The organism is Candidatus Sulfotelmatobacter sp. (assembly GCA_036500765.1).
Lineage (GTDB): Bacteria > Acidobacteriota > Terriglobia > Terriglobales > Acidobacteriaceae > Sulfotelmatobacter.
Map to the genome: position 1 here is coordinate 203,286 of DASYBM010000004.1, position 21,659 is coordinate 224,944.

Genomic DNA, 21,659 nt, shown 5'->3' on the forward strand with positions numbered 1-21,659 from the left:
GCGAGCGTGATACTAGGGAGAACTAAAGAGAAGTAGAGGAATAACACTGACAGACGCGTGGAGCAAGGCGAAAGTGGGGCTACCTATTCCACGTCCGCGGTTGTGCGGTTCCGGCGCTTCCAATACAAATATCCCGGCACGCCGATCAGCACCACGACCATGCTCCAGAAACTTTCCATCGGCCTGCGGATGGTGGTGTTCAAGATCCAGGCGACGCCGATCAGTACATAAATCGCCGGCAGCCACGGATATCCCGTGCAGCGATACGGCCGCGGAATCTCCGGTCGCTTCCAGCGCAGCCAGAACATCGCGATCACGGTCAGCGTGTACGACAACACCATGCCATAAATGACGTAAGTGTAAAGCTGATCGTAGCGCCCGCTGATCGTGAGCAACGCCGCCCACACGCCCTGCCCGATCAAGCTGAACGCCGGAGTTCTCCACTTAGGATGGATCACCGCCATGCGCTTGAAGAAAACGCCATCCTGCGCCATGGCGAGATAGACTCGCGCGCCGGATAGTGTGCAGGTCGCCGCCGCGCTGAAGCATGAAATCGCAATCATCAGCGACAGCCAAACCGCCGCGCCCGGCGAGAACAAGGCCGCGGCCGCTGCATGCGCGATAGTCTCGTGTGCCGCAATTTCCCGCATCGGCAGCGCGTACACATAGGTCATGTTCATCGCGACATAAATCACGCCTACGGCAAGCACGCCCAAAACCATAGCCAACGGCACGTTCCGCCGTGGATCCTTTACTTCGCCCGCCACCCACGTGATGTACACCCATCCGTCATAAGCCCAGTACACCGCGATCAAGCCAACTCCAAGCGCGGAGATTAACTGCCCCGGCCCTAATCCCATCATCAGTCCCACGCCGTGGGCTTGAAAATTCGACCAATGGCCCTTGCCGATCGCGAAACCGAGCACAACGAATGCCGCCATGGCGGTGAACTTTGTCCAGGTCGAGAGGTTCTGGAGCAAAGCGCCCCAGCGCAGTCCGACCACGTTGACCCAGGTAAGAGCAGCGATCAGTAGCAGCGCGAAAAGATGTGCGCGCGTGATAACGATGCCGCCAAATGCCGCCACAATGTGAGCTTCCGATACAACGGGAAACACTTGTCCCGTATAAGCCGCCGACGCCACCGAAAGCGCCGCAATCGATCCCCCGTTCGCCACGCTGAACAGCATCCAGCCATACAGAAAAGCAACCAGATCGCCGTAAGCCTCGCGCAGATAGATGTATTGCCCGCCGGAATCGGGGAACATCGATCCGAGTTCGGCGAACGCGAAGCAGGCGCAGAGCGAAATCAACGCCCCCAGCACCCATACCAGAAGAAACATCAGCGGCTGCGGCAGCGGGCCCGCAATGTCTTTCGCCGTCAAAAAAATGGACGACCCGATGATCCCGCTGACCAGCAGCAGGACGGAATCGAGCAGGCTAAGTCCGCGCACCAGGGAAGGCTTAGACTCCGGTGACGCCGATATCGACTGCGCCGTTTGATTGGCGGGAAGAACCGGCGTGGTTCCCATTATCCGATTCCGAGTTCATCGGAGGATTCGAGCGCCGTTCCGCAGCGCCGGCAGATCACCGAAGAGCAATCGCCGCAGGTCAGCGGATCGGTTACTTCCTCCGCACAATTCGGGCAGTAGAGCGATCCAGGTTCTAACTCGGGATCGGGATTCTGAGGGCGTGTCGCCATGAAGAAGAAAACTGTAGCATAGTAGTAGCGCCGCCGTCCCGCCGGAATCGCGTGGCCCGGACGCATTCGTCCGGGGTGGAGCGATCACGGATTCAGCGCGGGCGGACGAATGCGTCCGCCGCCACGTGCGCTTGATCGGAAGCCGGCGCTACAAAAACACTATGCCCGACCGACCGCAAACTCCCGACGACAAGCTGCAACATGAATTCAACCGCTGGGCCGCTGCTGGCGAAGGCGCGAAGATGGAACGCCATCATCTCGATATCACCGAAAAGACAATTCGCCGCATGAATTTGCGTCCCGGCGAGCGCGTGCTCGACCTGGGCTGCGGCTCGGGATGGGCCACGCGCCTGCTCGCGCGCCTCGTTGGCGATGGCCCCGAAGGCTTCGGGCAGGTGGTTGGCCTCGATGTTTCCGATGAGATGGTTCGCCAGGCCCGCGAATCCTCGAAAGACTTCGAGAACATTCTTTACGTCTGGGGATCGGCGCAACAGATTCCGTGGGAGGAAAATTTCTTCGACAGGGTGCTGTCGGTGGAATCGTTCTACTACTATCCTGATCAGGACCGCGCGCTGATGGAATTATTCCGCGTGATGGCGCCGCGAGGCCGGCTTTTCATTCTGATCAATCTGTACAAAGACAACCAGTATTCGCTGCAGTGGGTCGACAAGCTGAAAGTCCCTGTGCACGTGCGATCCTCAGCCGAATACGTCGAACTTTTCAAAAAGCACGCCTTCGAAAGCGTTGAAACCGTTCGCATCCCCGACGACACGCCTACGCCCGACGATTACAAAACGAAATCATTCAACAGCCTTGACGATCTGCGGGCGTTCAAGCGCGAGGGCGCCCTGCTCCTGATGGCGTCGAAGCCCGACCTTCGCACGCCGCTTCCAGGCTACACGATTTACTAGTAGCGCCGATTTACGATTAGCGCCGGCGCCTCGCCGGCTGTCCCTTCGGCAGGCTCAGGGCGGGCAGTGGCGGCGTCCCGCCGCCACTGTGTGCGCGAACCAATCACCGCCAGGAATTTCGCTGTCGACCTGTCGCAAGTCCCGATCGGCGGCCATCAAATCTCGTCATCGCCTTTGTCGCCATGGCTCAAGTCCTTCACGGGACTCAAAGCCCGTCCATCCTGTGCGTGGTGAACCTCAACCCTGCCATTCACGTTCGACAGCCGGATGTGCGCCCCACCGCTGCCCAGCTCTCCACGCAGGTCGTGGCCGACGAAGCGGTGATGATTCACACGCAGCCCGAAATCGTTGTCGATCCCGCCGGAGACCGTGGTCGCTTCGACCTCCGCATTCGAATCCGAAGGAATCGTCAGATCGACCGATCCATTGACGGAATTCAACTCGACCGAATTTCCGGCGAGCTGGTCAAAACGTGCCTCCAGCCTGCCATTGACCGTCGACAAGTGAGCCCGTCCCGCCAGATTCTGCGCCTCGAGCCGCCCATTGATGCACGAAGCGTTCACTTCGCCAGTCACGCCGGTAATGTCGAGCGAGCCGTTGATCAACTTGATCTCATCCAGCCGCGCCGTACGCGGCACGGTCAGCGTGTACTCAACGCTTGCCGGATTGTTGTGCGATCCCCAATTCCAATTTTCGTTGTGCTCCGGGTACTTGGTTCGAATTTCCAGATATTCCTTGCCGGAGTTGATCTCGATCTTGGCTTCGTCCAGGCGTTCTTTGGTATCGGCATACTTTATGGCATCGACTTTCACGGAGTTCTGGTCCCAGCTGCTGATGTGAACCGGGCCGTTGATGTTATCGAGTTCAACCCGGCCATCGGCGGTGAGGGCGTAGGTCTGGTGAAACTCTTCGGTCAGAGCGCCACGATGATCGGACGCGTGCGCCGATAAGGTAAGAATCAGCAAGGCACACAGGGTTCCCAGGACAGCTCCCAGCCAGGTGGCGGATTGGCGTTGGCGGTTCATTGTTCCCTCCGTATTCACTGAGTTAGACGAGGCTGCGTGAAATTGGTGAGAATCGGGTTTTTAAGAAACTCATTCTCTACGTGTTGGCGATTGATCGGGCGTCGCGGTCTTCTTTCCGGCCTCGGTCAGCAGAAAAATTGCCAGAATCGTCATCTCCGGCTCGATCGGGTGCCGGTAGCGCGGGATGGCATAGACGAAGTAGTACATTGCGGGATAGAGCAGCACCAGCCAGAACAATAGCCACGCGCCCGGCCTACGCAGACGCAGGGCGCGGCCCAGTCCCCATAACATCAGAGCCGATGCGGCGAGGAAGAGTGAGTTCTTCGCCTCCCCCATCCACCAGGGCTGCGTGTCTTTCGGCGGGCCGGCCCAGAAATAGACGTATCGACGCACGCAGAGTTTTGCGAATCGCGCGTAGTCAGCTCGGATGTAGGCTACCGCTTGTTGCCTTCGCATAGCGATATAGGGCAATTCGCCCATCGCCTGAAACTGGCGCATAGCGTAAACGTCGTGAGTTGCATCCAGATAGAGCATCAAAGTTCCGTCGGCGCCAGGGCCGTTGCCCAGGCGAAGCTCGGCGCCGAAATTATCGCGAATGAAAATGAACTTGCCGAACGTCTGATAGTTCCGGACCAACCAGGGCGTGATGCAGGCAAAAAAAACGGCGGATGCCAGCAGCACGCCCGCCAAGGATCGCTTGCCGCGCCGAGCGCGCCGATACCAGGCCCACAATCCCGCCGCTGGCAAAAAGGACAGCAGGGAAGTGCTGCTCAGGGCGGTGATGCCCCAAAGCAATCCAAATTGAAGCCAGGGTGCCCAGCCATCGCGGTCTTCCAAGGTCAGGGACAGCCAGATGATTGCACTCAGCAGCAGCGCCGCCAGACTGGTTTCCCACACCGCCCGCGTGCACCAGAAAATGATGTTGGGAAGCAGAGCCCAGGCCCATGCGGAGCCGACGGCAACCTTCTCCCAAAACATCCGCCGCGCGATCAGAAAAATCGGGAGGCAGGTCAGTACCGAGAAAGCGCTATTCAGCGCCAGCAGCACGAAAGCGGACGATCTGGAATAGATTCCGAAAACCCGAAACACGCCCGCGATCAGATAGGGGTACAGCGGAGGCTCCCAGGCGGTCGGTCCGGTCGGAGGCCCAAAAGGGCTGCTGAAGCCATGTCCGGAAGCCAGCGACGCCCCGATGCGTCCCATTTCCCAGCCGAAGCTGAAATTGTCGTCGGTGCTTTTGAACTTGTAGGTGTGGCCGATCACAATCCAGGCGATGCGGATGAGCAGGGCTATAGCGACGATCCAGAGCGGCGAATTTCGGATGTGCGCCCAGCGGTCGCGGAACGGACCGGACTTGGACGCCGGAATCTCCGCAGACGCGGATGTGGATTTCATGAGTGACCACAGTATATCGAGCGGGGAGAGATCGTTTCTTTCGCCCGAATCGCAAACGCCGATGACTACAATGACCATCATGACCTCTTAAGGGAGAGATCGCTATGGGTGCGCCGAATTGGACCGTCGCCGAAGCGAAAGCCAAGTTCAGTGAAATTATTGACAGGGCTCACCCGCAACGCGAGTCACTTCCGACTGCTGAAGACGGTTCTGAACCCCCGGACGACCTGAGGCGCCGCCATTCCGGTAAAATAAAAACTTTGACCGGGACGCCTTGTTCAATTCTGATCTCATCTCACTGCCAGAATTCACTGCGAAGCTGGCGGTATTGTCGGCCCCCAAAGGTCTTGGGCCTTACATCCGCCAGCACTTTCTCGATACCACATTCCGCGGGCTATACCACGCTAATGCCTTCGATGTAGCATTGCTCATTCCGTATTTCATTGTGCTCATTTTGCTCGCCGGTTACGGAGCGCATCGCTACGTGCTGGTGTATCTGTATTACAAGCACAAGGAAAAACGCACAACCGAGCCTGCCGCTTATTTCGACGACTTGCCGCGCGTGACCGTGCAACTGCCAATTTTTAATGAACAGTATGTGGTGGAGCGATTGCTGGAGTCGATCTGCAAGCTGAAGTATCCAGTGCAGAAACTGGACATCCAAGTGCTCGACGACTCGACCGACGAAACCGTCGACGTAGCACGCGGACTGGTGGAACGTTACGCGGCGCTGGGCCATCCAGTCAGCTACCATCACCGCACGAATCGCCAGGGCTACAAGGCGGGAGCGCTCGCCGAAGGCCTTAGGACGGCGAAGGGCGAGTTTGTGGCGATTTTTGACGCCGACTTTACGCCCCCGGAAGATTTTCTGCTGCGCGTCATCCATCACTTCACCGATCCAAAGATCGGCATGGTGCAAACGCGCTGGACCCACCTCAATCGGCATTATTCTTTTCTGACTGAGGTGGAGGCGATTCTGCTGGATGGGCACTTCGTGCTTGAACACTCGGGGCGGGCGCGCACGGGATTATTTTTCAACTTCAACGGGACCGCGGGCATGTGGCGGCGAGCCGCAATCGATGAAGCCGGTGGCTGGCAACATGACACGTTGACAGAGGACACGGATCTCTCGTATCGCGCGCAGCTTAAGGGTTGGAAATTCATTTACTTGCAGGACGTGGAATGCCTTGCGGAGTTACCAGTGGAGATGACGGCGTTCAAGACGCAACAAGCCCGCTGGGCCAAGGGATTGATTCAGACCGGAAAAAAAATCCTGCCGCGAGTGCTGCGCAGCAACGCGCCGCGGCACACGAAAATCGAAGCCTGGTATCACCTGACGGCGAATCTCAGCTATCCGCTCATGATTATGCTTTCGGTCCTGCTGCTGCCGGCGATGATTATCCGGTTTTATCAGGGCTGGTTTCAGATGCTATATATCGACCTGCCGCTATTTATGGCGTCCACTTTTTCGATTTCGAGTTTCTACCTGGTCTCGCAACGCGAACTGTTTCCGCGAACCTGGCCTCGGGCCTTGTTGTATCTCCCATTTCTGATGGCGCTGGGCATCGGGCTGACCATTACCAATACCAAAGCGGTGCTTGAGGCGCTGGTGGGAAAAGAGAGTGCGTTCGCGCGTACGCCGAAATACAGCGTGGTCGCGAAAGGCGACAGGATCGGCGCTACCAAATACCGCAAGCGCCTGGGATGGGTGCCCTGGCTGGAATTGCTGATCGGGAGTTATTTCGCCGCGACGGTTTACTACGCCATCGACAACGAGAACTATATTACGGTTCCGTTTCTGATGCTTTTCGTCGTGGGGTACTGGTACACCGGTTTGATGTCTCTGCTGCAAGGACGCTTCGGGCGCGGGTCGCGCAAGGCGACGACGCACACCAAGCCCTTTCCGGTTGGGGTGTAGAATTCTTCTCCGCCTTCATCGCTTGTAACTTATTGCGACCTCAAAGCTCCGATGCAGAGGATCGGATTTCCAGACGGAGAGTCCTATGAATCAGTTTGTCATTTCGGCGATGGCGATGTTCCTTTTGGCGGCGACCGCGTTCGCGGGCGAGAATTTGAAACTGAATCCGAAGCTGGACTACACCAGCGACAGCCAGGATGGGCCGCTCATCAGCGGCGAGCACATGGACGCGGGATTCGTGGCGGGCAGACCGGCCTACGTAATTATGTACGGCGAAGGTTGCTATAACTCGAAGCGCCAGGCGCGGCGCACGGTCGGGTTGTACGAAAAATACAAGGAGCGAGTGCAATTCATAATCGTCGACATCGACCACCGGCTATCCCCCCTGCAGGAGGAATTGAAAAAGAAGTATTTTCGCGGTTATATTCCTCACGTTGTAGTCCTCGACGCTGCGGGCAATGCCTTGTACGACAATTCCGGCGAGGTCGATGACCGCGTAATCTCAGACTTGTTGGACAAAGCGGTGCGCTGACCGCTCGGAGTTTTCCGGTTCGCGAGTGGTGCAGTTTAGCTTTCTAGACCGCCGTTGTCATCGCGAGCGCCGCCGTTTTTCAGGCGGAGCGAAGAGCTTGCCCGGAGCGGAGTCGGAGGGATCTCACGCTTAACCGACTCGGTGCATAAGCCAAACTGCACCACTACCTTCCGATCCTAATTCTGGTCCTATTCTGGCCTTGGGTTGACCGCTCAGTTACAATCCTGTCGCCGAAGGTTCTGCTCCCGCTGGCCTCGACACTTGGGTCAAAACTTTCGAAAGGAGGATGCAATGCTCCTCTCACGCAGGGTTCTCCACTCCGTTCCCGTCGCAATCTTATTGGTATCTGCCCTCAGTTGTGTTGGCGCCCACGAGTCCGACGAATTCTATGTGTTGGTCTCCGCAAACCTTCAGGTGTCGTATTGGAAAATGGCGGGGGCGGGATTCTCTAACGCCGCCGGACAGATGAAAGTCCGCTCCGATTTCGTGGGACCGCAAACCTACGATCCCAAGGCCGAGCGCGACGCTCTGGATCAAGCGGTGCAAAAAAAGGCCACCGGCATTTTACTGGCGGTGACCGACCCCACGCTGCTCAACGACAGTATCGATAAAGCGGTAGCCGCAGGCGTTCCGGTCATCACCATCGATTCCGACGCGCCCTCCAGCAAGCGCCTTTTTTTCATTGGTACTAATAATTATCAGGCGGGCTTCACTGGCGGCCTGCGACTGGCACAGGAATTGAGGGGCAAAGGCAGCGTAGTCGTCTTTACCATGCCGGACCAGTCGAATCTTCAGGATCGATTACGCGGCTACAAGGACGCGCTGGCTCGGACGCCCGACGTGAAGATCACACGCGTGGTGGATATCCAAGGCGATCCCCGCATCGCATTCGATACCACGACGCAGATTGTCGGCAAGGAGCGCGATAAGGTCGACGCCTTTGTTTGCCTGGAGGCGCAATCGGGCAAAGAAGTCGGGAGCGTGCTCAACAGCTACCACGTTACCGGCAAAGTCGTGATTGCGATGGACACTGACCAGGAGACGCTGGACTGGATCCAGAAGGGCGTGATCGCGGCAACCATCGCCCAGAAGCCGTATACTATGGCGTTCGTGGGCATACAGATGCTCGACAACCTTTACCACCATAAGCCCCCGGCCTTAGACACGGACTGGTCCAAGGATGCTTATGCGCCAATCCCCAGCTTTGTGGACACGGGCTCGGGCCTTATCGACAAGGCTAACGTGGAGTCGTTCGTTCAGGCGGGGAAAAATCTGGGGTCGGCGAAGTGAAGAAGAATTGAGTAATTGTGGAATTGAGAAATCGGGTAATTGAAAACCGGCGTTGCTTAAATTTCTCAATTACCCAATTGCACAATTACTCAATTGTCTTTACTCGATTCCTACGAAATGTATTCCCGAATGTATTCGTCCTTGCTGTGAGTCAGTTGGCGGATGTCGCCGTCGAAAATTACTTTGCCATCGCGCAGCAGCAGAAAGCTCATAGGCACCTCGCAATATTGACCCCGCGGCAAGAGCCGCATTTGACTGGTTTTCGGATCGAACTCATGCGTGGCCATAGTAAAGGCGTCTTGCAGACGATGCGTCACCAGCAGGGAGCTGGTGCGCGACACGTCGCGCTGCTTCATGATCAGCTCCACAATTGTGTTCGAAGTGACCGGATCCAAGCCGCCGGTCGGCGAATCGTAGAGAAGCAGTTCCGGTTGAGTAATGATGGCTCTCGCGATAGCGACCCGCCTGCGCATGCCGCCCGATAGCTCCGAAGGGAACAGGTTGAGCGTGTGTTCCAACTCCACAAAGCGCAGGGATTCACGCACGCGCGCGTCGATGGCGTCGTCGTACACTCCATGCTCTTCCATGAGCCGATATGCCACATTCTCGGCGACTGTGAGCGAATCGAAGAGTGCGCTTTCCTGAAAGACCATGCCGAGTTTGCCGCGCATGGGGAAAAGACTTTGCTCGCGCATCTGCGTGACTTCATTGCCCAGAACCGTGATGCGTCCCGAATCGGGTTGCAGCAGGCCCAGCGCGAGTTTCAAAATCGTACTCTTGCCCGATCCCGCCACTCCAAACAACGCTTTGGTTTCTCCGAAGGGTAGTTGGAATGAAACTCCGCGCAGAACGTGCTTGTCTTCGAACGACAGATGTACATCTTCAAAGACAATGGCAAAGCCGGCCGGTCGCCCGGTGACAGTGGGGGTGCAGTCGATGGGCAAAGTCGGCGTCGACATAAGATCAAATACGCTGCTACTTACAAGCTACTTGTAAGACAGAATCGAGATCAGCAGCTTGGTGACAAAGAAGTCCGTAACGAGAATAACCACCGACGCAGCGACCACCGCCTGGGTCGTGGCGCGGCCAACACCCTGCGTCCCGCCTCGCGCCGTCATTCCGTAATAACAGCCGATCGTGGAGATGATGAAGCCGAACATCACCGGCTTCAGCAATCCCATGAAAACATCCTGGAATACGAGCGTTTGCCAGGCGTTGGCCCAATATTGTCGGGCATCGAGACTGAGAAACAACTTCGCGACCATGAGCCCGCCGGCGAGTCCGACCAAGTCGGAAATGATGCTGAGGAAGAAAAGCATGAAGACAGTGGCCGTCACACGCGGGGTCACCAGTTTCTTCATGGGGTCGGTGCCGAGCGCGCGCATGGCGTCGATTTGCTCGGTGACCACCATCGATCCCAGTTCGCTGGCCATGCCGGAGGAGTTGCGTCCGGCGACCATCAGGCCAGTGAGCACCGGGCCCAATTCGCGCACCATGGAAGTGGAAACCAATTGGCCGATCAAGGTGATGGAACCGAATCGTTGCAGCGTGTTGGCGGTTTGCAGAGCCAGCACCCCGCCCGTAAAGAAGCCGGTCAGCACGACGATGGGCAGCGAACCCACGCCGATCAGATCGGCCTGCTGCACCATGTCGGCCAAATACAGAGGCTTGCGAAACAGGTTGCCGATCGATTGCGCGGCAAGCACGGTGTATTCCTGAACCGCCAGGACTTTCTGCTTGGCGAATTCTGTGGGTGAGCTAAAGGCCATGCGGTTCTGAAGGCGCGTCGTTGAGCGACTGCCAGCTTGATCGAACTATAACAGAGAAAGCTGTCAGCTATCAGCATTCAGCTGTCAGTCAAAACCAAGATTCCTCGCGTTACTCGGGATAATAGACGGGGTGCTTGGGCAATAACGGCAGGTCGACTGCTAAGAATTAACGCTGAGAGCGGCCAGCTACCCGCGCCCCTTCTTCTTGATCTCGATATTCAGCCGACGGATTTTCTGATTGAGCGTGGAGAGCGGAACGTGAAAGCGTTCGGCGGCTTCGGTTTGATTCCAGTTGCAGCGTTCCAGCATATCGGTGATAATGCGGCGCTCGACGTCTCCGATAATCTCGAACAAAGAAGCGTCGGTGGGGGCATCGTGCAGCGTGAGCGAGGAGCCGCGGCCCATCATAGAGTCGGGCAGCAGGTCCATGCTGATTTCGGGTCCGGACGAGAGTACAACGGCGCGCTCGATCACGTTTTCCAGCTCGCGCACATTGCCCGGCCATGAGTAAGCCATCAGCGGTCGCAGCGCTTCGGGAGTTATGCGCGGCGCGGGCCTGCCATTTTCTTCGGCATATTTCTTCAGAAAATATTCCACCAGCAGCGGAATATCTTCCTTGCGCTGGCGCAGCGGCGGAAGTTCGACCGTGATCACGTTGAGGCGATAGAACAAATCCTCGCGGAACCGGCCCTCGCGCACCATCTGGCGTAAATCGATGTTGGTGGCGGCGATGATGCGCACATCCACCTGGAGTTCCTGAATGCCACCCAGGTGCATGAAGCGCCGATCTTGCAGCACGCGTAGAATTTTGGCCTGCGTCTCCAGCCCCATCGTCGCGATTTCGTCAAGGAAGAGGGTGCCTTTGTCCGCGACTTCGAACAGACCCTTTTTCGAGGCGATCGCGCTGGTGAACGCTCCCTTGACATGCCCGAAGAGCGTGGACTCGAGCAGGTCGGTAGGCATCGACCCGGTGTTCACGGGGACAAAAGGTTTGTCGCGGCGCGGAGAGTTGAGATGAATCGCCTTGGCGATAACTTCCTTGCCAGTCCCGCTCTCGCCTTGCAGTAGCACGGTCGAGCGGCTGTTGGCGACTTGCGCCACCAGGTCAAAAATCTTCAGCATGGGCTCGCTCTTGCCCACGATGTTTTCGAAGTTGTAGCGCTGCTTGAGCGCGCGCTTCAGTTGAACATTTTCTTCTTCGGCGCGACGCCAGCCCACGGCGGCGCGGACATCGGCTAGAAGTTTTTCGTTATCCCAGGGCTTCTGCACAAAATTCGCCGCGCCCGATTGCATGGCGCGCACGGCATTCTCCACCGTCCCGTAGGCGGTGATCATGATGACGGGCAGGCGTGAGTCATGGGAGTGAATCTCGGAGAGAATCTCCATGCCGTTACGGCCGGGCAAAGTCAGATCTAGCAGGATGAGATCGAAGGGGCGATCGGCCATTTGCGCAAGGCCGTCTTCGCCGCTGACCGCAGTCTCGACCTCGAAGCCTTCCATTTCGAGCAGCGTCTGGAGAGATTCGCGAATCTCCGCCTCATCGTCAATGATCAAGACTGAGCCGGCCAGCGACGGACCGCCGCTGCTTCCGTTGATGATTCCGCGCGCGATGACGGCTGCTTCAGACATGCATTGCCTTCCTGCTCAGAGGGAAATCCAGCGCGAACGTTGTGCCCGCCCCCGGATCGCTTTCCACACGGATCTTGCCGGCATGCTCTTGAATAATCCCGTAGGTCACGGCGAGTCCCAGGCCAGTTCCGCGGTTCTGCCCCTCTTTGGGCGTTGTCTTCGTGGTAAAGAACGGATCGTAAATGCGCTGGATATGTTCCGGCGCAATGCCCGATCCGGTGTCGGAAACGCGCACGCTTACCATTTCGCCGTTGCTGGTTGCGACGTTCAGCGTGCCCCCGCCCGGCATCGCGTCCTTGGCGTTGAGAAACAGGTTCAGGAAAACCTGCTGCAATCTTCCCGGGTTTCCTTGAATCGCCGAAATTCCAGAGGTCAGATCGGAGCGCACTTGAATCTTGGCGATTTTGAACTGATGCTCCAGCAGCGCCAGCGTGTCGGTAATGACTTTGTTGACGTCAACGTCGGCGAACTCGGTGCCGCTCGTCCGCGAAAAGTTCAGCAGGTTGTTGACGATCTCCGAAGCACGGAAGGTTTGGCGCGTGATCTTTTCCAGCAGGCCGGACTTCTGCGCATCGCCCTGTAATTGTTTGGCCAGCATCTGCGTGTAGGAAGAAATCACGGCGAGCGGAGTATTCACTTCATGGGCCACGCCGGCTGCCAGCAGCCCGATCGACGAGAGCTTGTCGGCTTGAGAGAGCTGGCTCTCGAGTTCGATCCGTTCCGTAATGTCGTCCATGATGACGAGGCGCCCGATGACCTGGAACTTTCGCGTCACTAGAGGCGCGATCGCGACGTTCACCGTGCGAGTTTCACCGGCAGGGGTTTGCAGACGGAACTTATACAGATTGTTGATGCCGGCGTTTTGCCGCACCCGATAAAACTCTTCGACGAATTCCTCGGGGAAAATTCTGCGCACAGGCTGGGTCAGCGTCTGCCAGCGCGGCAGGGCGTACATCACTTCCATCTGCGCATTCCAGCTCTCGATGCGGTCTTCCATGTCGAGCGCCATGATGCCTACGTTGATGGACTCTACAATATTCTCGTTGAAGTCTTTCAAGCGCTCGTACTCTGCGACCTTCTGCTGCAACGACGCGTAGAGCCGGCCGTTCTGTATAGCGATGCCGAGATAGCCTCCGAGAGTCTCAAGCAGTTCAATGTCTTCGCTGGAAAGATAGTCTCCCTTGGCAGTTTTGCCCAGGCCGAGCACCGCCACGGTTTTCTGCTGAGCGCGGCAGGGAATGTAATAATTCAGATCGAGACGAGCGATCGCCGCCTGCGATCCCGTGGTCTCGCGCGGCACCTGGTGCGTATTCTCGAAGAACATATGCCCGGCGGGTTCCGGCCGGGAGGTCCCCAGGAATGTGAGATCAAGCGCACCTAAAGGGCTCATGCCAATCGATTTCGAAATGACGAATGGTTCGGCTTCGTCACCGGCGCGCAAGAAGATCGCGATGCGGTCGACGGCGAGAGTCCGCGACAGGCGGTCCAGGACGGAAGCGAGCAGAGCATTCAGATCGGTTTCAGAACCCAGTTCGCGACCAAATTCGATCAGGGTGCGGCGATAGTCATAGACCGTACGGTAAAACAGATGGTCGACGCGCTCCTGAATCCACTTGCGTACCGGATCAAACAGCAGGGCTGTAACCACCATCGCGATGACAAGCCCAACCGGGCCGCTCCCCGGCTGCCGCATGTGGACAAAAGTCGCAACTCCCGCCACCATGGCGAAGTACAATCCGACGACTGCCGCTGCGGCCAGCGTGTATACCACGACGCGCTTGGAAATTAAATCTACGTCCATCAGCCGATAGCGGAAGATGACGAAGCCGAAGGTCAGCGGCAACAGCCCCAGGAACAAGACTGACAGCTTCATCCACGCGTCCGGCAACGATCCCATCAAATACGGAACGACGTAGAACACCGTGTACGGAACGATGGCGAGAATGGTTCCACGGGTCACCCACTTCAGTTGCTGCCGCAGGATCGTCGTGCTCGCCAGGCGGTAGCTCTGCCATAGCACCGCCGCTGCGACGACGAACAGCAGCGCGCCATAAGCCATTTCCTGGCGATCCATATCCCAGCGCAGGTGTCCGGTGGCCTGCGCCAGCCGCAGCGCAACGATGTGTCGGCCCAGCAGCACGGCGCCGGGGAGATATGCCAGGGTCAGCAGCCACGGACGCTGGCGAACGAACTGCCGCTTCTCGGGAAACGTCAAAACAAAGTGCAGGAACAGCGCAGGCTGCAAGACCCAGGCAACGATGTTGCTCCAGTAAATCGTCCAGTCAAACTCGTTGAGCTTTCCGGTGTACTTGAAGGAATACGCGATGAACGAGACCAGGCAAAAAATATAAAAGTGAGTGGAGCCCGGCGCCGTCCAGCGCCGCAAGAGAACGTAGATGCCGATCCCCAGATAAATCATGGCGATCAGCCGCAGCCAATTGTTCAGGGACCGGTCCGCCGGAACCAGGATCACGTTGGAATCGAGGGTGACCGATTGGCGCATTAGAGAGTACGTCGCCTTGGCCCAAACTCCGGTGCGGTACAACTGGCGAACCAGGTCCGGAGTGCGCTTGATCTCCTGACCGTTGATGGAGAGTAACTGGTCGCCAGCCTTGATTCCAGCTTTCGCACCCGGCCCACTGGGATCGACCCGGTCGGCCAGCAGGCGGCCGTTATGCTCCACCCACCAGACGCCGTCGTCGGGAACAGCCGAGTCACGTTCCTTCTGGAAATTGAAGCCGGCAAAGACTACGGCAGCCACCGTCAGCAGAAACAGCAGGACAGCGACAAAGCGAGCTTGGCTTTCCCGATTCATGGGCTGCGGTGCTGGCCCCGAACCTCTAGGCGGGTGCGGAGGCGTGGAAGAGACATCCCACTCGTCTTGGATGAGCAACTTCGCTGCCACGCCAATTCCTATTTCCGGACGACTAAGTCCCGTCAATCAAGCCACTTCCGAAATTATAGATGCATTTTCGAACGCGAAGTATGTCTTTCTGGATCTTTATGTGAAATTCAGTATCCGCTTTTCCTTGAGTTTCTTTAGTTTAGGAGCAAGTTCTTAGTTTGATGGATTAGTTTGATGGATTCGGATTTCGACGTATATGTGATCGAATGGAGGGGCGGATGCCCTCTTCCGCACCGGTCGAAGCGCCGTGGGAAGGGGAAGCCCTCCTGGGAACGTATAGTCTGGACCGCGCACCCTGGAGCGGGCGAGTCGTCGCGGCTTGGCAAGCTTAAAGCTACCCGGCCTTACGGTCACTTTTTTCCGCAGGCTCAGCCATGAGATCCTCGTCGTCCCATTCGAACGACAACGCCCGTGCCGTAGTCTCAATCGGTTCCAGTTGCGGAATATCCTCAGCAACAGCAGCGCCGAGCTCCGAGAACTTGCGGGCCGAAACGAGCACGCGATTCTCCAGCGACCCCACTGCCTGGTTATAGGCTTCCACGGCCCGATCGAGATTGGTGCCGACGCCCGTGATGTGGCTCGCGAGTTTGCGCAGTCGGTCATGTAATTCTTTCCCCAGCGCGCTGATCTGTTGCGCGTTGCGCGCCAGCTTTTCCTGGTTCCATCCGTAGGCCACGGCTTTGAGCAACGCGATCAGCGTGGTCGGCGACGCCGGAATTACACGCTGCATCACGCCTTGTTCGATCAGCGTAGGATCCTGTTCGAGAGCGGCGCTGAAAAAAGTCTCGCCAGGTAGGAACATCACGACGAACTCGGGGGTAGCCTCGAATTGCTCCCAATATTTCTTGCTGCTCAAAGTCTCCATATGATCGCGCACTTGCCGGGCGTGATTGAGCAGGCACTTTTTACGCGCCTCCTCATCGCTGGTTTCGAAGGCCTCCAGAAAGGCTTGTAGCGGAGTTTTCGCGTCGACGACAACATTTTTCCCGCCGGGCAATTTCACGACGAGATCGGGGCGAAACCGTCCGGCATCGCTCGAAATAGTTTCCTGCTCGGCGAAATCGCAGTACGAAAGCATGCCGGCCATCTCGACGACGCGACGAAGCTGAATTTCTCCCCACCGTCCGCGAACGTTCGGCGTGCGCAAAGCGCGCACCAGGTTTCCCGTCTCCGATTGCAATTCTTTTTGCGTCACGATCAAGGATTGCACCTGAGCCTTGAGATCGCCGTATGCCTCGCCGCGCGCGATTTCCATCTGCTGAATCTGCGCGTCGACTTTGCTGAGAGACTCGCGCACGGGCATCACCAGGTCGGCGACGGCTTTCTGTCGGGCATCGAGATCGCCCTTGGCCTCGCTCTGAAACCGCTTCAAGGTTTCCTGGGCGATTTGCAGGAAAGAAGAACTGTTGCTGCGCAGCGCGTCGGCCGCGAGCGCCTTGAAGGCATTTTGCAGGTCCGCAGCAGCGCGCTCCCCCGCTTTCGTTAATAATTCGATCTTTTCGTTGCTGGTCTTTCGTTCGGATTCCAGAGCGGATTCGAGCCGCGCCCGGCCCTCAATCAGCGCCCGCTGATCCACTAAAAGCCGCGCCAGATCGGCCTTTTCAGCCGTTAATTCCTTTTCGATCAATGACAAGCGAGTTTGCAGAGAGGCCGTACGCGAACGCAGCACGAGCCAAGCAAGCAGGCTGCCAAACAACAGGCCAATGACCCCACTGATCCCTAGTTCCATAGACGGAGGTAACTTCCAGACCGCAACTCCAACCCCTAGCGTAGCACCAGCAACAAAGTTTGCGCCGGAACTCGGTCAGCTTGGAACTGGCTTGGAATTGGCTGCTGGGGGACGATCGCTCCCAGGGTCCTTTTGGATGGGCAAGAATTGAATGAATAGAGCCCCCAGACTATTATTCGCGTTCCTGCTGGCAACCGGCCCGGCGACCTTGCCGTCCGGGGCGCGTTTGATGGCTATCCCGGCGGAACAGCCGACAGCCAAAGGCCAGGTGGATCCGAGAGCCGCTCTGAAGCCCGTCGCCGCAAAGGCGCCGGACATTCCCTCCGACAGTCCCTCGAATGACTTCGAAATTCAAAGCGAGCAGCAATTGCTGGTTCTGGCGAACCAGGCACGCCGGCAAGCGGGCGAGCCCTCCCTTACGTTGGATCCCGGACTCACAAGTGCGGCCCGGACTCACGCCCAGGCTATGCTGACAGCGCAGCAGCTTTCCCATCAATTTGACGGCGAGCCCTCCCTACCCCAACGCTTGGCAGATCGAACTATCCTGCAACTGGATCGCGAAGCGGAGAATGTTGCGCTCGATTATGACGCCCGGCAAGGCCACGAGCATCTCATGCTCTCCGCCCCGCATCGCGCCAACCTGCTCAACCCGGTCTACAACGTGGTCGGATTGGGCGTGGTGCGCAGCGGAGATCGCCTGTACATTGTGCAAGACTTCGGCCATGCCCTCCCCAACTATTCCCCGGATGAATTGAAGGACCGCATCGTGAAAGCAGTGAATCAGATGCGCCGTCAGGCTCGCCAGCCGGGCCTTCAGAGGCGCGAACTGCCTGCAGCGGACGATGTGGCTTGCTCCATGGCACAAGCCGACACGCTGGCGACTCCCGCGGCGCAGAATTTTGCGCCAAACTCGACCGTCTTTACTTTCACCACCTTGCATCCGGAACAGCTGCCCGCCGAAACCGAACGCGCCATCGCGAGCCGCAACTTGCACAGCGTCACCACCGGCGCCTGCTACGGTCGCACCGATACCTATCCTACGGGAGCGTATTGGGTGGTGCTGTCGCTGGAGTGACCTGTGCCTTGTTTATTGGCCTGCCGATCCAAAGGCAGAGTCTTCAAAGTCTCCGTCCACCAGAACGGGAATTGAGCGATTTCCCAATCATCTTCCGCCAGTAACGCGATGCGCCCCTTTGCAAAGAACTGTAAAGCCTCTGGATTTTTTTCGCGGCATCAGCCAAGCTAAAGGCGCGACGCCGGTTTGGTCAGGACGCTGGTTCGGCCCGATTGACGCGCCTATCCTGTTGCTCCTCCATACTGGGATGTCGCTGCTCTTCCCGCATTAGTTTGCTTTGGAGATTGGGTCATGTTTCGACGAGGGATTTCCTTCCTTGCGATCAACGCTCTGCTTCTGGCGGCCTCCGGTCTCGCGTTTCCGCCGACGGCGACTGCGCAGCGTCACGGCGGAAATGGCATGCCCGGAAGTGGACTGGCTGGCAGCCGTCCGGACGGCGTCGAAGTGAAGGACAGCCTGAAGGACTTCCACCAAATCTTAGCGTTACAGGCGACCGCCGAACAGATCACCGAATTCCAGTCTTGGATCAAGAGCACAGAGGCCGCGCGAACCACACTGGAAGTGTTCCAGGAAACTTTGCGCAATCAAAACGCCGCAGCCGAGCCCGCAGCCCTGAATCCGGCGATCGACAAGGCCAGGAATGAGAACGGAAAGTTCCAGGAGGGGTTTTCTCCCGCCCAAAAAAGCGGCCTGAAAGAAATCGTCAAGCGATTGAATAAAGCGGACGCCAATCTGGAACAGGAACAGAAGGTATTCGGTCAGAGTCTAACTCTCAAACTCACCGGCACCGAGCTTGCAACGCGGGTGGAGACTTTCGACAAAGCACTCGCCGATTACCACGACGAACAACTTGCCCTGGGAAGAGCCATGAGTATCGTGCTGGCTAGCGGCCAGGACGTCGCCTTCACTCTTCCACAGCTAACAAATCACGTGACGATTCAAGGCCGCACGATTGCTGTTCCGGTTGCGGGAGCGCTCATGCAGACTGCGGCGCTCAACGGCAGGCGCACCTTCAACCTCGGGATGACGGTCGAGTTGTCCGATCTGCAAGAAAAGTTTCTCGACCTCTTGCGCGCCCAACTCGAAACCAACGAAACCTGCGGCCAACGGATCGCCATCCGCCAGGCGTCGCTCATGCCCGCGGCTCCGGCGAGTCTGATTGTCGTCCGTTTGCATTTTGAGCGATGGATGTGCACTCGCTACCTGGGCCAGGTAAGCGCGAACGAATTGGCAGAATCCGACGGAACGGTTGAGATCAAACTCGCCGCGGTCATAGAAAATCACTCGCCAGACGCATCGAAGCCGGACACGCTCAAGCCCGACGCGTTGAAGCTGGTCGCCACTTTCGGCCGCATCGATGCCACCGGCATGCTCGATGACTCATTGCGCTCCGGCTCGCTCGGCGAGGATTTACGCGATGCAGTAGTTCAGTCGGTTCGATCCGCAATCTTGGCGGGAGTCGATTCCCAAACCGCGCTTCCGCCTGCGCTCCAGAACTCGGCCGCCATTCAGAAGGCGAAATTCGAGAACACTGGCGTCGGAGGCTTGAGCGTCGTGCTTGAAGGACAGATTGAAATCTCCAACGAGCAAGCCGACCAGCTGGCCAATCGGCTGAATCAAACCTTATCGGCGCAAGGAACGCCAGCGCAAGCCATGCCCGCGAAAGAAACCACACTGAAAACTACTCCTTCACAATAGCCCTCGGGCTGCGGTGCCATCCCTGACGTAGTGTGCTTCAGGAGCAGCGAGAACCCGGCCCGAGCGGAGTAGAAGGGATCTCCCGCTTAACCCTCTTGATCTCCGTCTGCGCAAGCGATTCATGTGCTACTCTTGGCCCAGCCCTCCGTCTGTGATTCCGTCCATGGGATCCTCCGCACAAGTTCGTTCGCCCCGGACTCGTCCGTACGACATCCGCTTCGGTACGGCTGGCTGGTCCTACAAGGACTGGGATGGAATCTTCTATCCGCCGGGAATGCGGCACCGCAAGACGCATCCGCTGGATTACCTGGCGCGTTTCTTCGATACCACCGAGATCAATACTTCGTTCTACGGCCCCATCAAAGCGCAACTGGCGAAATTGTGGTGCCGGAGGGTCGCGGAGGTCAGTCCACGCTTTCTGTTTACCGCCAAGCTATATCGCGCCTTCACCCACTCGCCGATCGCAGTCATGGAGCCAACTTCCGCAGCCACGATTCGCCCTACCGACGATGACGAAGCCCGCACTCGCGAGGGCCTCGACGCCCTCGCCAACGAGGGCCGCCTCGGCGCGCTGCTCATCCAGTTTCCCGTCTCGTTCAAAAACACTTCGCTGAACCGCGAGTACCTCGACCGGCTCCTGCGGCAGTTTATTGAATATCCACGCGTTGTCGAGGTGCGCGATTCCAGTTGGAACAGCCCCGAAACCTTGGCGGCCTTCGCCCAGAAAAACGTCGCCTTTTGCAATATCGATCAACCCGTTCTCGGCCGCTCGCTCGCGCCCACCGATCATGTCACTGCGCCGATCGCGTATGTGCGGTTGCATGGCCGCAATTATGACCAGTGGTTTGATTCCGACAACCGCAACGATCGCTACAACTATCTGTACAGCGAGAGGGAATTGGCAGGTTGGAAGGAACGCATTGAAAATGTCGCCGAAAAAGCCCAGGCAACCTACGTCATCACCAATAATCATTTTGAAAGCAAAGCCGGCGTGAACGCCCTCGAGTTGAAAGCGATGGTGACGGGCAAACGCGTCGCAGCCCCGCCGACGCTGCTCCAGAAATATCCTGAGCTGCGAAGATTCGCCGATGCGAAGCAGGATGAGGAGGAAGATCAAGATGGAGATGCGCGGCTGCCACTCCAGGCGTAGTTCCACGGGCATTTGGTCATGCCATCATAGTGCCGCCGTCGTCCTACAGTCTTTTTAAAGTTCGTCAGGAGAATCATGAGTCAAGGCAACTTTATTCCAGTTGAAATTAATGCCAGCTCTCGACGCGACCTCGCCGAGCGCGGGTTCAGTCGTCGGCCGCTCAGAATTGATTTGGACGTCGCTCGCACCCTGGAAGCCTTAGCCCATGCTGCGTGGTCCGTTCCGAGAGACAAGTATTACGAAGGCGGCGACCGGTACCGTTCCTTGAATCGCCTGCGAGCGGAGATTGTCGAGGGCGGAGTAAACGTGTGGCCGACTGAGGAGAGCACGCCCTACGTACAACTGGAAAAATACAACACGACCCTAGGTGGTCAGCCGCGTGAGTACGCCGCCCTGTCCCAGGAGATCGCCGGCACCCTGGGAGTTTGCAAGCTGATCGCTTATCACCTTCGTTACCTGCCGCTCTCCGCGGTCGGTACGCGATATCTCGTCAACCTGCATGTCATCCGATTCACGGCTACGCCGGGACGCCCGTGTGATACCAGTCCGCCGGGATTACATAAAGACGGAGAAAAATATATTGCCACGCACCTGCTGGCTTGCTGCGGCGTTCAAGGCGGAGAAGTCGTCATTACCGACAATGACAAACGCGAAACAGATCGCTTCACGCTGCGCGAACACGGGGAGTGTTACATCTTCGACGACGAACGCATTTGGCATATGTTGACGCCAGTTGTAGCGCGGGAGGGCAATCAATACGCCTACCGTGACACGCTGGCCTTCGACATGCTGCCCGAAGGCTGGGAGGCCACCAACTGATCGGTGATAGCACGAGAGGCGAAAAAGTGCAGGTGATGAGCGCCGTGGAAAAAGCGCAAGGATGCGCCCCCAACGTTTCGGAACGGGAAGGCAGGACCGAAATGGATCGGTGTGC

Annotated in this window: 17 protein-coding genes; 8 read left to right on the top strand and 9 right to left on the bottom strand. The window is 57.8% G+C overall.

Annotation, left to right across the window (positions count from 1 at the left end; genetic code table 11):
• Positions 1–83: 83 nt before the first annotated feature.
• Positions 84–1,529, bottom strand: coding sequence for an amino acid permease (locus VGM18_03635; GenBank protein ID HEY3972068.1), 1,446 nt, complete (start codon positions 1,527–1,529; stop codon positions 84–86).
• Entirely contained in the window at positions 1,529–1,765 is a 237-nt protein-coding gene (locus tag VGM18_03640) for a hypothetical protein (protein ID HEY3972069.1), read from the bottom strand. Before VGM18_03640 ends, VGM18_03635 begins: the two co-directional genes overlap by 1 nt.
• 95 nt (positions 1,766–1,860) lie before the next feature.
• On the opposite strand from VGM18_03640, the gene VGM18_03645 reads away from it, so the two are divergent.
• On the top strand, positions 1,861–2,610 hold the full coding sequence (locus VGM18_03645; GenBank protein HEY3972070.1) for a methyltransferase domain-containing protein: 750 nt from the start codon (positions 1,861–1,863) through the stop codon (positions 2,608–2,610).
• 155 nt (positions 2,611–2,765) lie between these two features.
• Here the strand turns inward: VGM18_03645 and VGM18_03650 are convergent, their stop codons facing one another.
• Both VGM18_03650 and VGM18_03655 read right to left on the bottom strand, forming a co-directional pair.
• Entirely contained in the window at positions 2,766–3,635 is an 870-nt protein-coding gene (locus VGM18_03650; GenBank protein HEY3972071.1) for a DUF4097 family beta strand repeat-containing protein, read from the bottom strand.
• Positions 3,636–3,704: 69 nt separating this feature from the next.
• Positions 3,705–5,030 (bottom strand): glycosyltransferase family 39 protein, encoded by a 1,326-nt coding sequence (locus VGM18_03655; GenBank protein HEY3972072.1) that lies wholly within the window; start codon positions 5,028–5,030, stop codon positions 3,705–3,707.
• Positions 5,031–5,358: 328 nt separating this feature from the next.
• Here VGM18_03655 and VGM18_03660 point away from each other — a divergent pair, with 328 nt between their 5' ends.
• The 3 genes from VGM18_03660 (at position 5,359) to VGM18_03670 (ending at position 8,770) form a co-directional block, all read left to right on the top strand.
• A complete protein-coding gene (locus tag VGM18_03660) occupies positions 5,359–6,948 on the top strand; it encodes a cellulose synthase family protein (GenBank protein ID HEY3972073.1) in 1,590 nt (529 codons plus the stop codon).
• Between the two features lie 85 nt (positions 6,949–7,033).
• Positions 7,034–7,480, top strand: coding sequence for a hypothetical protein (locus VGM18_03665; protein ID HEY3972074.1), 447 nt, complete (start codon positions 7,034–7,036; stop codon positions 7,478–7,480).
• Between the two features lie 291 nt (positions 7,481–7,771).
• Positions 7,772–8,770, top strand: coding sequence for a substrate-binding domain-containing protein (locus tag VGM18_03670; protein HEY3972075.1), 999 nt, complete (start codon positions 7,772–7,774; stop codon positions 8,768–8,770).
• A 110-nt stretch (positions 8,771–8,880) separates the two neighbouring features.
• Here VGM18_03670 and VGM18_03675 read toward each other — a convergent pair whose 3' ends face one another.
• The 5 genes from VGM18_03675 to VGM18_03695 form a co-directional block, all read right to left on the bottom strand.
• Complete coding sequence (locus tag VGM18_03675; protein ID HEY3972076.1) at positions 8,881–9,729, bottom strand: ATP-binding cassette domain-containing protein; 849 nt, start codon at positions 9,727–9,729, stop codon at positions 8,881–8,883.
• Between the two features lie 27 nt (positions 9,730–9,756).
• On the bottom strand, positions 9,757–10,539 hold the full coding sequence (locus VGM18_03680; GenBank protein ID HEY3972077.1) for an ABC transporter permease: 783 nt from the start codon (positions 10,537–10,539) through the stop codon (positions 9,757–9,759).
• Between the two features lie 186 nt (positions 10,540–10,725).
• Positions 10,726–12,168, bottom strand: coding sequence for a sigma-54 dependent transcriptional regulator (locus VGM18_03685; GenBank protein HEY3972078.1), 1,443 nt, complete (start codon positions 12,166–12,168; stop codon positions 10,726–10,728).
• The gene (locus tag VGM18_03690) at positions 12,161–15,073 is read right to left on the bottom strand and encodes an ATP-binding protein (protein HEY3972079.1); all 2,913 of its coding nucleotides are present in this window, start codon (positions 15,071–15,073) and stop codon (positions 12,161–12,163) included. The genes VGM18_03685 and VGM18_03690 overlap by 8 nt, the downstream gene beginning before the upstream one ends.
• Positions 15,074–15,407: 334 nt before the next feature.
• Positions 15,408–16,802 (bottom strand): DNA recombination protein RmuC, encoded by a 1,395-nt coding sequence (locus tag VGM18_03695; protein ID HEY3972080.1) that lies wholly within the window; start codon positions 16,800–16,802, stop codon positions 15,408–15,410.
• 151 nt (positions 16,803–16,953) lie between these two features.
• On the opposite strand from VGM18_03695, the gene VGM18_03700 reads away from it, so the two are divergent.
• From VGM18_03700 to VGM18_03715, 4 genes are all read left to right on the top strand, one after another.
• Entirely contained in the window at positions 16,954–17,877 is a 924-nt protein-coding gene (locus VGM18_03700) for a CAP domain-containing protein (protein HEY3972081.1), read from the top strand.
• 291 nt (positions 17,878–18,168) lie between these two features.
• Positions 18,169–19,575, top strand: coding sequence for a hypothetical protein (locus VGM18_03705; GenBank protein HEY3972082.1), 1,407 nt, complete (start codon positions 18,169–18,171; stop codon positions 19,573–19,575).
• Positions 19,576–19,738: 163 nt separating this feature from the next.
• Complete coding sequence (locus VGM18_03710; protein HEY3972083.1) at positions 19,739–20,725, top strand: DUF72 domain-containing protein; 987 nt, start codon at positions 19,739–19,741, stop codon at positions 20,723–20,725.
• Positions 20,726–20,800: 75 nt separating this feature from the next.
• Positions 20,801–21,544 (top strand): 2OG-Fe dioxygenase family protein, encoded by a 744-nt coding sequence (locus VGM18_03715; GenBank protein HEY3972084.1) that lies wholly within the window; start codon positions 20,801–20,803, stop codon positions 21,542–21,544.
• The last annotated feature ends 115 nt before the right edge of the window (positions 21,545–21,659 follow it).

Coding starts and splice junctions, on each gene's coding strand:
- VGM18_03715 (HEY3972084.1), top strand. CDS start 20,801: ATGAGTCAAGGCAACTTTATTCCAGTTGAAATTAATGCCAGCTCTCGA.
- VGM18_03645 (HEY3972070.1), top strand. CDS start 1,861: ATGCCCGACCGACCGCAAACTCCCGACGACAAGCTGCAACATGAATTC.
- VGM18_03635 (HEY3972068.1), bottom strand. CDS start 1,529: ATGGGAACCACGCCGGTTCTTCCCGCCAATCAAACGGCGCAGTCGATA.
- VGM18_03700 (HEY3972081.1), top strand. CDS start 16,954: ATGAATAGAGCCCCCAGACTATTATTCGCGTTCCTGCTGGCAACCGGC.
- VGM18_03675 (HEY3972076.1), bottom strand. CDS start 9,729: ATGTCGACGCCGACTTTGCCCATCGACTGCACCCCCACTGTCACCGGG.
- VGM18_03695 (HEY3972080.1), bottom strand. CDS start 16,802: ATGGAACTAGGGATCAGTGGGGTCATTGGCCTGTTGTTTGGCAGCCTG.
- VGM18_03665 (HEY3972074.1), top strand. CDS start 7,034: ATGAATCAGTTTGTCATTTCGGCGATGGCGATGTTCCTTTTGGCGGCG.
- VGM18_03705 (HEY3972082.1), top strand. CDS start 18,169: ATGTTTCGACGAGGGATTTCCTTCCTTGCGATCAACGCTCTGCTTCTG.
- VGM18_03710 (HEY3972083.1), top strand. CDS start 19,739: ATGGGATCCTCCGCACAAGTTCGTTCGCCCCGGACTCGTCCGTACGAC.
- VGM18_03680 (HEY3972077.1), bottom strand. CDS start 10,539: ATGGCCTTTAGCTCACCCACAGAATTCGCCAAGCAGAAAGTCCTGGCG.
- VGM18_03670 (HEY3972075.1), top strand. CDS start 7,772: ATGCTCCTCTCACGCAGGGTTCTCCACTCCGTTCCCGTCGCAATCTTA.
- VGM18_03655 (HEY3972072.1), bottom strand. CDS start 5,030: ATGAAATCCACATCCGCGTCTGCGGAGATTCCGGCGTCCAAGTCCGGT.
- VGM18_03640 (HEY3972069.1), bottom strand. CDS start 1,765: ATGCGTCCGGGCCACGCGATTCCGGCGGGACGGCGGCGCTACTACTAT.
- VGM18_03650 (HEY3972071.1), bottom strand. CDS start 3,635: ATGAACCGCCAACGCCAATCCGCCACCTGGCTGGGAGCTGTCCTGGGA.
- VGM18_03685 (HEY3972078.1), bottom strand. CDS start 12,168: ATGTCTGAAGCAGCCGTCATCGCGCGCGGAATCATCAACGGAAGCAGC.